Genomic DNA, 14,452 nt, shown 5'->3' with positions numbered 1-14,452 from the left:
TTCAGCTCTCAGAGGGCAGTAAGGCGTTAACCTCAGGTGGGGCGGCGGTCCACCAAAGCGGGCCGTTGCCGCAATAGGTGGGCACAATCAAGGCGTCTTTAACCGGGCGATACATCAGGGCATCTTTATAAGCGATGAGACTGGCGTTTGCCCCCTGGCCCACGGTACCGGTATACCAGGCGGTGACGATGGCCGAGACCAATGCCGAGAGCCCCAGTTGGCCGGCGATTTGCTGAAGTTGCCGGGCGCTTTGTCCGGCCTTCACGCGTGCGCTTAATCGCTCAACCTGTGATGAGAATTGCGGGTTTGCGAGGCTCAACGCAGTGAAAATACGAGCCGAAAGGCCAGGGTCAATATCCTGACGTTCTGTCAATTGCCGGGAGAGCGCGAAGAAACGGGCAAAAAGCAGGGGGTTTTGCGCGGCGGTATGCTGTTCCGCCAGCGTGAGGAATGGGGCGCCGGCCAATGCGGTGGCGACAAGCGTTGACGCCAGGCCGAGCAAGACATTTCTGCGGCTGACGCCCTTGCCATGTTGATCCGGCTGTTCGCCATTGTCTGATAAACCATATTCCATATGTTTTTTCTCAACGGGTGTTTAATGCCAGAGCCAAAAAAGGCCAAAATATCAGTGGGTGAGCAGGCTAAATTAAGCGTTCTATTACGGTGATATGACGATCTTCACCGATGTGATGTTTTAAGAACGCCTGTCGGTAAATTAGCAGCGGCAACGGACGGTATTTATCAAAAAATCACAAGGTGAGTGCCGACCGCATTTTTGGTTTATTTTTAATAACGGCAGGGAATTATGTGGTGAAATTCTGATTAATTGATTGTTATTTAATGATTTTTTATTGGGTTGTGGCTGTGGGTTTTTATCAGGCGCAGAATGAAAACATTAATGGAGTTGTTGCGTAACCCGTGTTTGCGTATTAATTCAAATGACGGCGAAAATAAGGAAGGTTGGGTTATGGTGCAAATGGAAATAATACAGTGTCGTAAACACAGGGCAGGGGGGCGGGCATCAATTAAGACTGCGAATATAAAGGCCGAGATTTAGGTTAAAGAGATAGGAACAGGAGCACTTCTGCTCGGTATTCAAGGTCTCAGCGCTGGCCCGCAGGGTGAGGCCCTTGGCCGAATAATCGAACGCAGTTCGATGGAGAGTCCGTATTCCAGAAAGCGAAAAACCCGCCATAGGCGGGTTCTTCTAAATATGGTGCCCGGACTCGGAATCGAACCAAGGACACGGGGATTTTCAATCCCCTGCTCTACCGACTGAGCTATCCGGGCAACGGGGCGCATTAAACCGTATTGGCCGGATGGCGTCAATCGCTTTCTGTCACAAAGCCGATCGGTTGCTCTATTTTCAGGCAGCGAACCCGAAGCGCTAGAGCCTGTGGCGATATCGCCACCCGATAAATATGCATAAAAAACGTGTATTTATACCACTTTGTCAATATTGTTTTTTATTTTTGTTGTTAAATAACAATGCATTACCTTTGCATTAACGCAAGCTCAACCCAGAGGATTCTCGCTTGAACCTCGTAACGAATCATGCAATCATTGCGCAAATTTTAGCACTCTCCGTTCCCTGACGGTGTTCCCGCTTCTTATAAGTCAGAGGGTTATTGGCATGACTGGTTTTGTCGCTCAAGCGCTGTCGCGCACCAGACCTCTGACGCCGCCACCGTTCCGTCTTTGCTTGCTCCGAACGCCATCCGTCCGAATACGCCTGCCGATCATGCGGTAAGGCCGCCTGATGCTCGCTGTTAGGCATGCGTAAAGCCAGCGCTGCGGCCCTGATTTTACTGATGCCTGTCGGACGCTGCCAAGACCAGTTCCCCCGATAGCTGCCTGATGGTCCCCGATCATGAGGCGGTCACGCACGCCGCTTATGCTGCCGTGCCCGGGTATCGCTTTTACCGGGATAACCGCGTTATCTCATTACCGTGCCGGTGGCACACCCTCATCCTTCACCGTTTGAGAGTCAGCATGATGAAAGAATTGAAAATCGCAACCAGCGCCAGCCTGGTCGCCACCATTGAGACGCTGCGCCAGATCGTGCGCGTAGAGCAGACGGACTACACCGACGTGGCGGCGGTGGTGGTGTCGGTCGCCGACGTGGATGCCGGCATTCTGGCGCGCTTGCAGGCGACGGGGTTCGATATTCCGACCTTCGTGGCGGTGGAAGGGGACGAGCATCTTTCCCCGGATTATCTGCCGTTTGTCAGCGGGGTCTTCGCGCTGCTGGCCGGCGCCAGCAAGCCATTCTACATGGCGCAGTTGGAGGCCGCCGCCGACGCCTACGAGCAGGCGCTGCTGCCGCCGTTCTTCAAAACGCTGAAGACCTACGTCGAGATGGAGAATTCGACCTTTGCGTGTCCAGGCCATCAGGGCGGCGAGTTCTTCCGCAAGCACCCGGCCGGCCGGCAGTTTTTCGATTTCTACGGTGAAACTCTTTTCCGTTCCGATATGTGCAACGCAGACGTCAAGCTGGGCGATCTGCTGATCCACGAAGGCTCGGCCAAGGATGCGCAAAAGCATGCGGCGCGGGTGTTCAACGCTGATAAAACCTACTTCGTGCTCAACGGCACCTCGGCGGCCAACAAGGTGGTGACCAACGCGCTGCTGACCCGTGGCGATCTGGTGCTGTTCGATCGCAACAACCACAAATCCAATCACCACGGGGCGCTGATCCAGGCCGGCGCCACGCCGGTGTATCTGGAAACCGCCCGCAACCCGTTCGGCTTTATCGGCGGCATCGATGCGCGCTGCTTCGATGAGCGCTACCTGCGCGAGCAGATCCGCGAGGTGGCGCCGGAGAAGGCCACGGCGGCGCGGCCGTTCCGGCTGGCGATCATTCAGCTTGGCACCTACGACGGCACGATTTACAACGCTCGCCAGGTGATCGACACCATCGGCCACCTGTGCGATTACATCCTGTTCGACTCCGCCTGGGTGGGCTACGAAGGTTTTATCCCGATGCTGAAAGAGTGTTCGCCGCTGCTGCTTGAGCTGGACGAGCACGATCCGGGCATCTTCGTCACCCAGTCGGTGCATAAACAGCAGGCGGGGTTCTCGCAGACCTCGCAGATCCACAAGAAAGACGACCACATCAAAGGGCAAAAGCGCCACTGCAACCATAAGCATCTGAACAATGCGTTCATGCTGCATGCGTCGACCAGCCCGTTCTATCCGCTGTTCGCCGCGCTGGACGTCAACGCCAAGATGCACGCCGGCCCCGCCGGGCGCCGCATGTGGATGGACTGCGTCAAGCTGGGCATCGAGACGCGCAAACAGCTGCTCACGCGCTGCTCGCAGCTGAAGCCGTTTATTCCGCTGCAGGTGGCGGGCAAGGACTGGCAGGATTACGATACCGATCTGATCGCCAACGACGCGCGCTTCTTCACCTTCGTACCGGGGGAGACGTGGCACGGCTTCGAAGGTTACGCCCAGGATCAGTATTTGGTCGATCCGTGCAAGCTGCTGCTGACCACGCCGGGGATTGACGCCGCGACCGGCCAATACACCGAGTTTGGCGTGCCGGCCACCATTCTGGCCAACTTCCTGCGCGAGAACGGCATCGTGCCGGAGAAGTGCGATCTCAACTCGATCCTGTTCCTGCTGACCCCGGCGGAGAACCCGGCCAAGATGGAACAGCTGGTGGAGATGCTGGCGCAGTTCGAACGCTATGTCGAAGAGGATGCGCCGCTGAGCGTGGTGCTGCCGACGGTGTACCGCAAGAACGAGCAGCGTTACCGCGGCTACAGCATTCGTCGGCTGTGCCAGGAGATGCACGATCTGTACGTCAGCTTTGACGTTAAGCAGCTGCAAAAGGAGATGTTCCGTCAGGATCATTTCCCGCCGGTGGTGATGAACCCGCAGGACGCCAACGTGGAGTTTATCCGCGACAACGTCGAGCTGGTGCCGATCGGCCAGGCGGAAGGGCGCATCGCGGCGGAAGGGGCCCTGCCGTATCCGCCGGGCGTGCTGTGCGTGGTGCCGGGCGAAGTGTGGGGCGGCGCGGTGCAGCGCTACTTCCTGGCGCTCGAGGAGGGCATCAACCGCCTGCCGGGCTTCTCGCCGGAGCTGCAGGGGGTCTACATCGAGAAAAAAGATCACGGCTGGAAGCGCATCTTCGGCTATATGATCAAGCCATGAAAAAAGGGCCGGTTCGCACCGGCCCTTCTTCTATCCACGCGGGAAGCGCTACTTTCTGCGGTAGCTCTTCTGCGCGGTATTCACTTTCACCAGATAGCGGCGCGATTCGGCGGCCGGGTGCTTGGTGGTCAGCGTTTGGTACACGTCGCCCGGCTGCATGCCGTTGATGATGCCCACCGCGCGCGTTCTGTCGCTGGAGAACACCCGCAGCACGCTGCCGGCGCCGCCGTTGTAAGCGGTGATCACCGCATAGCGGCGCGAGGTCGGGTTCTGAATGCCGCCCAGGTAGTTGTTCTGCAGGATCGCCAGGTAGGCGGTGCCGGTATCGATGTTGTTCTCCGGATCGAACAGGTAGCTGCGGCTCGGGGTGCCCCATTTGCCGCGCATCTGGAACACATCCTTACCGGCGGTGTGCTGCACCACCTGCATCAGGCCCAGCGCGTCCGAACCGCTCACCGCATACGGGTTGAAGCTCGATTCGGTCTGCATGATAGCCAGGATCAGCGACTCGTCCACGCCGTATTTTTCCGACGCCTTGCGCACCATCGGCAGATATTTATGCGCACGTTTGTCCAGGTGGTTCGGCACCAGTTGGATGGTGACCGAGTAGATGACGTGCAGGCCGGAGGTGCGTTTTTGCAGCTTGGTCTGCAGCAGGTAATCGGCGAAGTGCGCCGCGCGCCATTCCCAGCGGATCGGCGCCCCTTTGTTATCCAGCACCTGGCCGTACAGGAACGGCTCTTTGCTGATCTGGATATCGTTGGCGTCGGAATAGAGGTCGATCGAACCCGGATCGTCACCCATCAGCAGCGTGCTGATGATCGCCTGGCGCAGGTGCGCGGCCGGATCGGTGGTGGCGATGGTCTCGACGGTGATGGCGCCGGTGTCGAAGTTGATGTGGCTGCGGGTTTGGTATTGGTCGGTGTACTTGACGTAGTCTTTCGGCCCGGCGATCAGAACTTCGTTCAGACCCCAGATGTTCTCGATGTTGTGGGCGAATTGGCCCATCAGAATGTCGAAGCCGTTGGTGTCTTTGATCCAGGCTTCGTTGATTTCTTCACTTTTTTTGCCGGAACAGGAGATCAGCAAAGGCGCTATTACGAGCAAAGCTAAAATTTTCTTCATCTTAAAGCCGTTTGGAAGAAGTATAAGAGGATTGAAGCGGGCCAGCGCCTGGCCCCAACAGCGTTATTCGCTCGGCGGCGTATAGCCTTCGATGTGCACGTCGTGCCCTTCGAACAGGAATTTGATCATTTCCTCTTCCAGCAGTTTGCGGTCATCCACGTTCATCATGTTCAGCTTCTTCTCGTTGATCAGCATGGTCTGCTTCTTCATCCACTCGCCCCAGGCTTCCTTGGAGATCTCGTTGTAGATGCGCTTGCCGACGTCGCCGGGATAAAGCTGGAAGTCCTGGCCTTCGGCGTCGCGTTGAAGGAAAGTACAAAAAATGGTGCGGCTCATGCTAATTCCTCATCGATGGCGCTATCGCCATATAAGTTTTGTTGGATCGGGGGCTGCTTCGCCAGCTGTTGCAACAGGCGGTCCACCGGCGCTGCCAGCCCGACCGACGGCGGCTGCGCTAAGTTATACCAGAGACCCGCGCCCTCATCCATGCCGCTGCCCGCCGCGTCGAGCGACAGCCACATCGGCACGATATCGAGATGGAAATGGCTGAACGTGTGGCGAAACGCGGTCAGCTGTTCCAGGCGCTTGCCTTTCAGACCGCGCTGCTGCAGCCAGAGTTCCAAATCCACGCGCGCGCTGAACTGCGGGAAGCAGAACAGGCCGCCCCACAGGCCCACCGCCGGGCGCTGCTCCAGCCACACGCGGTCGCCGTGCTGCAGCAATAAGAAGTAGGCGGTTTTTTCCGGCAGGGTCTGCTTGGGCTTCTTGCCGGGGTAGTTGGCCCAGCTGTGGTTGGCGTAAGACAGGCAGCCGACGTTGAGCGGGCAGAGCTCACACTTGGGCTTGGAGCGGGTGCAGACCATGGCGCCCAGATCCATCATCGCCTGGTTGAACTGGCCGACGCCCTGGGCCGGGGTGACTTCTTCGCTGATTTTCCACAGCCGGTTTTCGACCTCTTTTTTGCCCGGCCAGCCTTCCACCGCGTAGCAGCGAGCCAGCACGCGCTTCACGTTGCCGTCGAGGATCGGATAGTGTTGGCCCAGCGCCAACGACAGCACCGCGCCGGCGGTGGAACGGCCGATGCCCGGTAAATCGGCGATTTCTGCGAAGGTTGTCGGGAACTCGCCGCCGTGCTGTGCGACAATGGTCTGCGCCGCTTTGTGCAAGTTACGGGCGCGGGCGTAATAGCCGAGGCCGGTCCACAGATGCAGCACTTCGTCCAGCGGGGCCTCCGCCAGCGCGCGCACGTTGGGAAAACGGGCCATAAAGCGCTGAAAATAAGGAATGACGGTGGCAACCTGAGTCTGTTGCAACATCACTTCGGAGAGCCATACTTGATAGGCGGTTTTCTCCAACTGCCATGGCAGGGTTTTGCGGCCGTAGCGCTGGTACCAGTCAAGCACCACCTGTGCGAATTGTTGTGCTTGCATCATGAAGAGTCGTTATCCGGCAGAAAATGAAGCGAGATTGCAGCATAGAGTCATGATGCTGTAAACCGGAACTTTCCGACGCCGCACGGCGGGTACAGAAGATGAACACTTGCTAAACCAATGTATCTTTGCATAATGCGCGTTTCCCTAATTGGCAGCCAAACAGACAGAAAGCACTATGATTAATGACGTCATCTCCCCGGAATTTGATGAGAACGGCCGCGCGATGCGCCGTATCCGCAGTTTTGTCCGCCGCCAGGGGCGGCTGACCAAAGGCCAGCAGCACGCGCTGGAGAACTATTGGCCGGTGATGGGCGTGGAGTATCAGGCTGACGCTGTCGATCTCGCCGCGCTGTTCGGCCGCGAAGCGCCGACGGTGCTGGAGATCGGTTTTGGCATGGGCGCCTCGCTGGTGACCATGGCGGGCAACAACCCGCAGCAGAACTTTTTAGGGATCGAAGTACACTCGCCGGGCGTGGGCGCCTGCCTGGCCGACGCCCACGAGGCGAAGCTGAGCAACCTGCGCGTAATGTGCCACGATGCGGTTGAAGTGCTGGAAAACATGATCCCGGACGGCTCGCTGGACATGGTGCAGCTGTTCTTCCCCGATCCTTGGCACAAGGCGCGCCACAACAAGCGCCGCATCGTGCAAACGCCGTTTGTCGAACTGGTGCTGCGCAAGCTGAAGACCGGCGGCGTCTTCCACATGGCCACCGATTGGCAACCTTATGCGGAACATATGTTAGAGGTTATGAACGGGGTCGCAGGCTACCGTAATCTTTCCAGCGATAATGATTATGTGCCGCGTCCGGATTCGCGCCCACTGACGAAATTTGAATTACGCGGCCAGCGCCTGGGACATGGCGTTTGGGACTTGATGTTTGAGAGGAAAGAATAATGGCTAAGAACCGCAGTCGTCGTTTACGTAAAAAGTTGCACATTGAAGAATTTCAGGAGTTGGGTTTCTCCGTAGCCTGGCGCTTCGCCGAAGGCACGTCGGTGGAAGATATCGACAGCACGCTGGATACCTTCATCGATGAAGTGATCGAGCCGAACGGTCTGGCGTTTGACGGCAGCGGCTACCTGCAGTGGGAAGGTCTGATCTGCCTGCAGAAGATCGGCCACTGCACCGAGGAGCATCGCGAACTGGTGAAAAACTGGCTGGAAGCGCGCAAACTGACCGACGTTAAGGTCAGCGATCTGTTCGATATCTGGTGGGATTGATCGCGCTTGCCCGATGAGCGCGGCTTCGCGCCGCGCCGTTTTATTGATCTAAGGTGCCTCAACGGCGCCTTTGTTTTGCCCGGAGTGTGACCGAGGTGGTAACAACATTGGATAACGCGTTGCTGGAAGAGATCCTGCAACAGGTGCGCCCGCTGATTGGCCAGGGAAAAGTGGCCGACTACATCCCGGCGTTGGCGGAAGTGCCCGCCGATCGGCTGGCGATCGCCGTGTGTACGGTGGATGGCGAACTGTTCCAGGCCGGCGACGCCGCGGAGCGCTTCTCCATCCAGTCGATCTCCAAAGTGCTGAGTCTGACGCTGGCGCTGACGCGCTATCAGGAGCATGAGATCTGGCGGCGCGTCGGCAAAGAGCCTTCCGGCCTGCCGTTCAATTCGCTGCTGCAGCTGGAGATGGAGCAGGGCAAACCGCGCAATCCGTTTATCAACCCCGGCGCGCTGGTGGTGTGCGACATGCTGCAAACCCGGCTCAGCGCCCCCAAACAGCGTATGCTGGAGGTGGTGCGTCAGTTGGCCGGTGAAGACGACCTGGCCTATGATCTGCGGGTGGCGCGCTCCGAGTTCGAACACTCCGATCGCAATGCGGCCATCGCCTATCTGATGAAATCGTTCGGCAACTTCGAAAACGACGTCATCACCGTGCTGCAAACCTATTTCCACTACTGCGCGCTGCGCATGAGCTGCGTGGAACTGGCGCGCAGCTTCGTCTATCTGGCCAATCACGGTCGCGATCTCAGCGGCGAGGCGGTGATCAGCCCGCTGCAGGCGCGGCAGATCAACGCCCTGATGATGACCAGCGGCATGTACGACGGCGCCGGCGAATTCGCCTATCGGGTGGGGATGCCGGGCAAGTCCGGCGTGGGCGGCGGCATCGTGGCCATCGTGCCGGACGAACTGTCGATCGTCGTTTGGTCGCCGGAACTGGATGCTTCCGGCAACTCGCTGGCGGGAACTGCGGCGCTGGAACTGTTGTCTCAACGTATCGGTCGTTCGATTTTTTAATCCCAGTCTGGATGGGAGTCAGGAGAAGCTATGTTGAAGAAAACCGGGTTAGCCTTACTGCTGCTGGCGGCGACTGCCGCGCAGGCCCACGCCGAGTACCAGTGCAGCGTTAAACCCCAGGACGATGTGATCATCAGCCCGCAGAGCGTGCAGGTGAAAGGTGCCAGCGGCGATCTGCAAATATCGCCGGATGGCGACGTGATCCGCAACGGCCAGGCGCTGAGCTTGAACGACAGCCAGCGGCAGAAAGCCTTCAGTTACCAGAGCGCCTTGCGCAAACAGCTGCCGTGGATCGACGACGGCGCGCAGAAACACCTGGAGAAAGCCCGCGCAGCGCTGGATAAAGTGATCGTTAAAGAGCTGGGCAGCAACAGTAACGTGCGCAACCGGCTGACCACCCTGAATGGCCAACTGAAACAGCAGATGAACCGCATCATCGAGCACCGCAGCGACGGCCTGACCTTCCACCACAAGGCGATCGACCAGGTGGAGCAGGACGGCCGCAACATCGTGCAGCAGAGCATGGGCGGCGTGCTGCAGGACAGCCTGAACGAGATGGGCGTCAAACAGGCCGCCAACAGCGGCGGCAACCCGCTGCAGGCGATCATGGGCAATTTGGGCGGCTTGCAGAAGGCGATCCAGAACGAATGGAACAACCAGGAACAGGACTTCCAGAACTTCGGTCATGACGTGTGCAACCGCGTCACCGCACTGGAAACCCAGCGCAAGGATCTGCTTAACGCGTTGAAGTGATTTAAGAATCTTCTTGGTAGACCGTTTTTTGACCTTCTGAAGCTTATCTGACAGACTGATCAAACTACGTACAGATTTATGGATGTTTACGGAGGACGCTATGAGCCATACACGTTACGAAACCGATGTTGTTGCCTGGGCAAATGAACAGGCCGCTCTTTTGCGCTCCGGAAAATTGTCTGAGATCGATATTGAAAAGATCGCCGAGGAGATTGAGGACGTGGGGAAGAGCGAGCAAAGGGAACTTGCTAGCCGGATGACGGTGCTGATTGCACATTTGCTTAAATGGAAATATCAGCCGGCCAGGCGCGGAACCAGCTGGGAAAGAACGATTAAAGCGCAGCGCAAAGAAGTGCTTTACAGCTTGAAAGAGTCGCCCAGCCTAAAAGGTAAACTGAGCGATGCCGATTGGCTGGATGTCGTCTGGTCGAAGGCCGTTGCGCTCGCCACGGCCGAAACCGGGCTGGATGTGTATCCGGAAAACGGCATCTGGGAAACTCAGCAGATTCTGTCTCAGACGTTTTACCCGGATTAACACCAATAAAAAAGCGCTGATCATTCAGCGCTTTTTTTTACTCGTCGTCCGCCAGGAACAGTTCCAGCAGCGAGTTGAGGAACAGTTTGCCCTTCTCGGTGATCTGCCAGTGCTCCGCGGTTTCTTCCAGATAGCCTTTGGCCAGCGCTTCGTCCAGCTGCGGGCGAATGACGCTTTCCGTCAGCCCGGTGTAGTTGGCGAAGTCGGCGCGCGGCGCGGCTTCCAGCAAGCGGAAGCGGTTCATGAAGAATTCGAACGGCCGATCCGCCGCCGCCACCTCATGCTGCTTGTCCATGTAGTCGCCGCGCATAAAGCCGCGCGGGTGCTTGGTCTTGGCGGTGCGCAGGATGCGTCCGTCGCTGAAGGTCACCTTGCCGTGCGCGCCACAGCCGATCCCCAGATAGTCGCCGAAGCGCCAGTAGTTGAGATTGTGCTGGCATTGGTAGCCCGGCTTGGCGTAGGCCGAGGTTTCATACTGCTGATAGCCGGCGGCGCTCAGCAGCCGGTGGCCGCGCTCGAAGATGTCCCACAGCGCATCGTCGTCCGGCAGAACCGGCGGGCGCGAGCTGAACAGGGTGTTCGGCTCGATGGTCAGCTGATACCACGACAGGTGCGGCGGATTGAGGGCGATAGCCTGGCGCAAATCGTCCAGCGCCTCTTCCAGCGACTGGTCCGGCAGGCCGTGCATCAGATCGAGGTTGAAGCTGCGCAGGCCGAGGCCGGTCGCCAGCGTCGCCGCGCGTTTGGCTTCTTCCGGGCCGTGGATGCGCCCCAGACGGTTCAGCTTCTCGGCGCTGAAGCTTTGCACCCCGATGGAGATGCGGTTGACGCCGGCGCGCTGGTAGCCGCTGAAGCGATCGGCCTCCACGGTGCCGGGATTGGCTTCCATGGTGATTTCGGCGTCGTCGGCGACGCGAATGCGCGCCCGCACGCCGTCCAGCAAGGCTTGCATCGCCTCGGCGCTCAGCAGGCTGGGGGTGCCGCCGCCGATAAAGATAGTGCTGATTTCCCGGCCGCCGGCCAGCGGCAGGTCGGCATCCAGATCCGCCAACAGATGATCGACATACTCCTGATGCGGCACGTCACCCTTCAGCGCATGGGAGTTGAAGTCGCAGTACGGGCATTTCTGCACGCACCACGGGATGTGGATGTAGAGACTCAGCGGGGGCAGCTTAAGCATTGCGCATGGCTTCCAACATCAGCTTCAGCGCCTTGCCGCGGTGCGAAATCGCCCGCTTCTCGTCGCGGCTCAGCTCGGCGGCGGTGCGGCCCAGCTCCGGCACGTAAAAGATAGGATCGTAACCGAAACCGCCTTCACCGGCGGCCTGTTCGGTGATTTCACCGGCCCAGCTGCCGTGAAACACCAGCGGCGTCGGATCTTGCGCATGGCGCAGATAGACCAGCACGCAGTGAAATTGCGCGCCGCGCCGGCCCGGCGCCACGTCTTTCATCGCCGCCAGCAGCTTGTCGAGGTTCTGCCGATCGTCGGCGTCTTCACCGGCGTAGCGCGCGGAGTAGATGCCCGGCGCGCCGCCCAGCGCATCTACCGCCAGACCGGAGTCGTCGGCGATCGCCGGCAGGCCGGTGACCTGTGCCGCATGGCGCGCTTTCAGAATGGCGTTTTCGATAAACGTCAGGCCGGTTTCTTCGGCGGACTCCACGCCCAGATCGGTTTGCGCGACCACGTCCAGGCCGAAATCGGCCAACAGGTCGGCGAGTTCGCGCACTTTGCCCGGGTTACCGGTGGCAAGAACGACTTTTTGCATAATGACTACCTTGAAAATTATTCGATGAGCGCCGCGACCACGGCGGGGATCTGTTGCGGATTCACGATGCGTAACTGTTTATGCCGCCCCAGTTCGCCTTTCTCGATGGTGACGTTGCTTTTCGCCACTTTGAACTGCTTGGCGATAAACTTGATCAAATGGGCGTTGGCTTGGCCGTCGACCGGCGGGGCGGTGATGGCGACTTTCAGCTCGTCGCCATGCAAGCCGATAATTTGGTCGCGGCTGGCTTTCGGCTGAATATATAGCCTGATCGCCAGCCCGTCCAGCACGGGAGTGACTGCGCTCACAGCAGGAACCAGATCTCGCCGAACACATCCATGCCCAGGTAGTTGATCAGATAGAGGATCAGGATCACTACCATGGCGGAAAAATCGATGCCGCCCATCGCCGGGATGATGCGACGGATCGGCGCCATCAACGGTTCGGTCAGTTGGTACATCACGTAGTCGATCGGGCTGCGGCCCTGGCTTACCCAGCTCATCAGCGCACGAATGATCATCACCCAGAAGATCAGGTAGCCGGCGGACTTGACCAGCGAGATCAGGCCGAACAGCAGGTTATACGGACTGAGCGACAGCGCGTGACTTTGTATCAGCAGCAGCAGCGGGTACTTGATGGTCATCAGCAGGAACGCCAGCAGCAGCGAAGCGCTGTCGATAGGCCCAAGCGATGGGATGATGCGACGCAGCGGGCCGACCACCGGTTGGGTGATCTTCACCACAAACTGCGAGAACGGATTGTAAAAATCGGTGCGCGTCCATTGCATCCAAATGCGCAGCAACAGCACCATCACGTACAGATCAATAACGGTCTTGACCAGGAAAGTCAGCGTTAGCATGAAGTGGTCCTTCTCCTTAACTCGGGGTTATTTAAAATAATTTTTCCATTTCTTGCGCACGGGAAACGGCGGCCTGCATCGCTTGCGCCACGGTTTCCGGCAGTTGGCGTTCGTTGAACACCCGCAGCGCTTCGGCGGTGGTGCCGCCTTTGGAGGTCACCTGCTCGCGCAGCGTGCCCAGCGGCGTATCCGGGTTGGCTTCAACCAGCGCGGCGGCGCCGGTAGCGGCCTGCTGCACCAGATCGCGCGCGGTCTGGCTGTCGAAGCCCATGCGTTCGGCTTCTTTTTGCATCGCTTCCATAAACAGGAAGAAATAAGCCGGGGCGCTGCCCGCAGCGGCGATCACGCCGTTGATGCCATTTTCGTCATCTACCCAGCAAACTTTACCGACCGAGGCCATTAAATCGCCGGTGTAGTCGCGATCCTGTTGGCTGACCTGCGCCGGCGCGTACAGCCCGCTCATGCCCTTGCCGACCAGCGACGGGGTGTTGGGCATGATGCGCACGATGTCCAGTTGGTCGCCGAGCAACTGATAGAAACGGCTGACCTGAATGCCGGCGGCGATCGACAGCACCAGTTTGCCGCCGAAATCGACCTGTTCGCGCAGCGGCTGACACACGTCGGCCATCATTTGCGGTTTGACCGCCAGTACCACGACGTCGGCTTCACGCGCGCAGGCGACGTTGTCGCCGCTGCTGACGATGCCGTAGTCCGCCGCCAGCGCGTCACGGTTTTTCGGCGAAGGGGCGCAGACGCTGATGGATTTGGCCGGATAGCCGCCCGCGACCAGGCCGGCGATGATTGCACGCGCCATGTTGCCGGCGCCGATAAAGGTAATCTTGCGATGTTGCATCAAATCCCTCGTCTGTTTGTCAGGCCTGCGAGTAGTCGCGGGCGCCAAAAATTGCGGTGCCGATGCGCACCAGGGTGCTGCCTGCGGCGATCGCCGCCGCCATATCGTCCGTCATGCCCATCGACAGCGTATCGGCCTGCGGATAACGCTGACGCAGGGCGAGAAATGCGTCGTTCATCCGGCTGAATACCGCCAACTGCCGCTGATAATCCGTTTCCGGTGCCGGGATGGCCATCAGGCCGCGCAGCGCCAGATTCGGCAGCGCCGCGATCGCGTCGGCCAACGCCGGCAGTTCGTTCAACGCGATGCCGGATTTGCTCTGCTCATCGCTGATGTTGATTTGAATCAGCACGTTGAGCGGCGGCATGTCGGCCGGGCGCTGATCGCTCAGGCGCTGGGCGATGCGCAGCCGATCCACGGTATGACACCAGGCGAAATGTTCCGCCACCAGCCGACTCTTATTGGATTGCAGCGGGCCGATAAAGTGCCACACCAACTCACCGCCCTGCGGCGACTCGGCGAAATGCCGGATCTTGTCTACCCCTTCCTGCACGTAGTTCTCGCCGAAGGCGCGCTGGCCGGCGGCGATGGCTTCTTCGATCGCCGCCACAGGTTTGGTTTTGCTGACTGCAAGCAGAGCAACGTCTTCCGGCGCCCGTGCGCAGTTTTGCGCGGCGGCCGCGATGCGGTTTCTGACATCCTGCAGGTTCTGTTGGATAGTGCTCAT

16 protein-coding genes and 1 tRNA gene are annotated in these 14,452 nt (G+C 59.0%); 6 read left to right on the top strand and 11 right to left on the bottom strand.

Translation table 11 applies throughout. The annotated features are described in order from the left end of the window. Nucleotide 1: 1 nt before the first annotated feature. The gene (locus SERRSCBI_RS20170) at nt 2–574 is read right to left on the bottom strand and encodes a sorbitol dehydrogenase family protein (RefSeq protein WP_042785376.1); all 573 of its coding nucleotides are present in this window, start codon (nt 572–574) and stop codon (nt 2–4) included. Between the two features lie 640 nt (nt 575–1,214). Further along, nucleotides 1,215–1,290: transfer RNA gene (locus SERRSCBI_RS20165), tRNA-Phe, on the bottom strand. A 705-nt stretch (nt 1,291–1,995) separates the two neighbouring features. Between SERRSCBI_RS20165 and speF the strand changes: the two genes are divergently transcribed. Next, nucleotides 1,996–4,161, top strand: coding sequence for an ornithine decarboxylase SpeF (speF, locus tag SERRSCBI_RS20160; RefSeq protein ID WP_033644924.1), 2,166 nt, complete (start codon nt 1,996–1,998; stop codon nt 4,159–4,161). A 48-nt stretch (nt 4,162–4,209) separates the two neighbouring features. Here speF and mltC read toward each other — a convergent pair whose 3' ends face one another. The 3 genes from mltC to mutY all read right to left on the bottom strand — a co-directional run bounded on the left by mltC (nt 4,210) and on the right by mutY (nt 6,719). Continuing rightward, on the bottom strand, nt 4,210–5,286 hold the full coding sequence (gene mltC, locus SERRSCBI_RS20155) for a membrane-bound lytic murein transglycosylase MltC (RefSeq protein ID WP_033644661.1): 1,077 nt from the start codon (nt 5,284–5,286) through the stop codon (nt 4,210–4,212). A gap of 63 nt (nt 5,287–5,349) precedes the next feature. Further along, a complete protein-coding gene (locus tag SERRSCBI_RS20150; protein WP_004937404.1) occupies nt 5,350–5,622 on the bottom strand; it encodes an oxidative damage protection protein in 273 nt (90 codons plus the stop codon). Further along, the gene (mutY, locus tag SERRSCBI_RS20145) at nt 5,619–6,719 is read right to left on the bottom strand and encodes an A/G-specific adenine glycosylase (RefSeq protein ID WP_042785375.1); all 1,101 of its coding nucleotides are present in this window, start codon (nt 6,717–6,719) and stop codon (nt 5,619–5,621) included. Before mutY ends, SERRSCBI_RS20150 begins: the two co-directional genes overlap by 4 nt. A 175-nt stretch (nt 6,720–6,894) precedes the next feature. Here mutY and trmB point away from each other — a divergent pair, with 175 nt between their 5' ends. The 5 genes from trmB (at nt 6,895) to SERRSCBI_RS20120 (ending at nt 10,247) form a co-directional block, all read left to right on the top strand. Then, nucleotides 6,895–7,614 carry a tRNA (guanosine(46)-N7)-methyltransferase TrmB gene (trmB, locus tag SERRSCBI_RS20140; protein ID WP_004937410.1) on the top strand — a complete coding sequence of 240 codons (720 nt, stop codon included), beginning with the start codon at nt 6,895–6,897 and terminating at the stop codon, nt 7,612–7,614. After that, nucleotides 7,614–7,940 (top strand): YggL family protein, encoded by a 327-nt coding sequence (locus tag SERRSCBI_RS20135; protein ID WP_042785374.1) that lies wholly within the window; start codon nt 7,614–7,616, stop codon nt 7,938–7,940. Before trmB ends, SERRSCBI_RS20135 begins: the two co-directional genes overlap by 1 nt. Nucleotides 7,941–8,035: 95 nt before the next feature. Continuing rightward, nucleotides 8,036–8,959, top strand: coding sequence for a glutaminase B (gene glsB, locus SERRSCBI_RS20130; RefSeq protein ID WP_042785792.1), 924 nt, complete (start codon nt 8,036–8,038; stop codon nt 8,957–8,959). 30 nt (nt 8,960–8,989) lie between these two features. After that, nucleotides 8,990–9,712, top strand: coding sequence for a DUF2884 domain-containing protein (locus SERRSCBI_RS20125; protein ID WP_033644667.1), 723 nt, complete (start codon nt 8,990–8,992; stop codon nt 9,710–9,712). 100 nt (nt 9,713–9,812) lie between these two features. After that, nucleotides 9,813–10,247, top strand: a complete 435-nt coding sequence (locus SERRSCBI_RS20120; protein WP_016930094.1) for a DUF29 domain-containing protein — start codon at nt 9,813–9,815, stop codon at nt 10,245–10,247. Nucleotides 10,248–10,284: 37 nt separating this feature from the next. Here SERRSCBI_RS20120 and hemW read toward each other — a convergent pair whose 3' ends face one another. Genes hemW through SERRSCBI_RS20090 form a run of 6 tightly spaced genes read right to left on the bottom strand, consistent with a single transcriptional unit; the run spans nt 10,285 to nt 14,452 of the window. Then, nucleotides 10,285–11,427, bottom strand: a complete 1,143-nt coding sequence (gene hemW, locus SERRSCBI_RS20115; RefSeq protein ID WP_042785372.1) for a radical SAM family heme chaperone HemW — start codon at nt 11,425–11,427, stop codon at nt 10,285–10,287. After that, nucleotides 11,420–12,013: an XTP/dITP diphosphatase gene (locus tag SERRSCBI_RS20110; RefSeq protein WP_042785371.1), complete on the bottom strand. Its 594-nt coding sequence runs from the start codon at nt 12,011–12,013 to the stop codon at nt 11,420–11,422. The genes hemW and SERRSCBI_RS20110 overlap by 8 nt, the downstream gene beginning before the upstream one ends. Before the next feature lie 17 nt (nt 12,014–12,030). Then, the gene (yggU, locus tag SERRSCBI_RS20105) at nt 12,031–12,321 is read right to left on the bottom strand and encodes a DUF167 family protein YggU (protein WP_004948014.1); all 291 of its coding nucleotides are present in this window, start codon (nt 12,319–12,321) and stop codon (nt 12,031–12,033) included. Then, nucleotides 12,318–12,872 (bottom strand): YggT family protein, encoded by a 555-nt coding sequence (locus SERRSCBI_RS20100; protein WP_042785370.1) that lies wholly within the window; start codon nt 12,870–12,872, stop codon nt 12,318–12,320. Before SERRSCBI_RS20100 ends, yggU begins: the two co-directional genes overlap by 4 nt. Before the next feature lie 31 nt (nt 12,873–12,903). Continuing rightward, nucleotides 12,904–13,725 (bottom strand): pyrroline-5-carboxylate reductase, encoded by an 822-nt coding sequence (proC, locus tag SERRSCBI_RS20095; RefSeq protein ID WP_033651322.1) that lies wholly within the window; start codon nt 13,723–13,725, stop codon nt 12,904–12,906. A 19-nt stretch (nt 13,726–13,744) separates the two neighbouring features. Beyond that, nucleotides 13,745–14,452 (bottom strand): YggS family pyridoxal phosphate-dependent enzyme, encoded by a 708-nt coding sequence (locus tag SERRSCBI_RS20090; RefSeq protein WP_042785369.1) that lies wholly within the window; start codon nt 14,450–14,452, stop codon nt 13,745–13,747.

It is taken from the genome of Serratia sp. SCBI, assembly GCF_000747565.1.
Classification (GTDB): Bacteria; Pseudomonadota; Gammaproteobacteria; order Enterobacterales; family Enterobacteriaceae; genus Serratia; species Serratia ureilytica.
The sequence above is the reverse complement of the archived record's forward strand: the minus strand, read 5'-3'. Positions and strand labels throughout refer to the sequence as shown.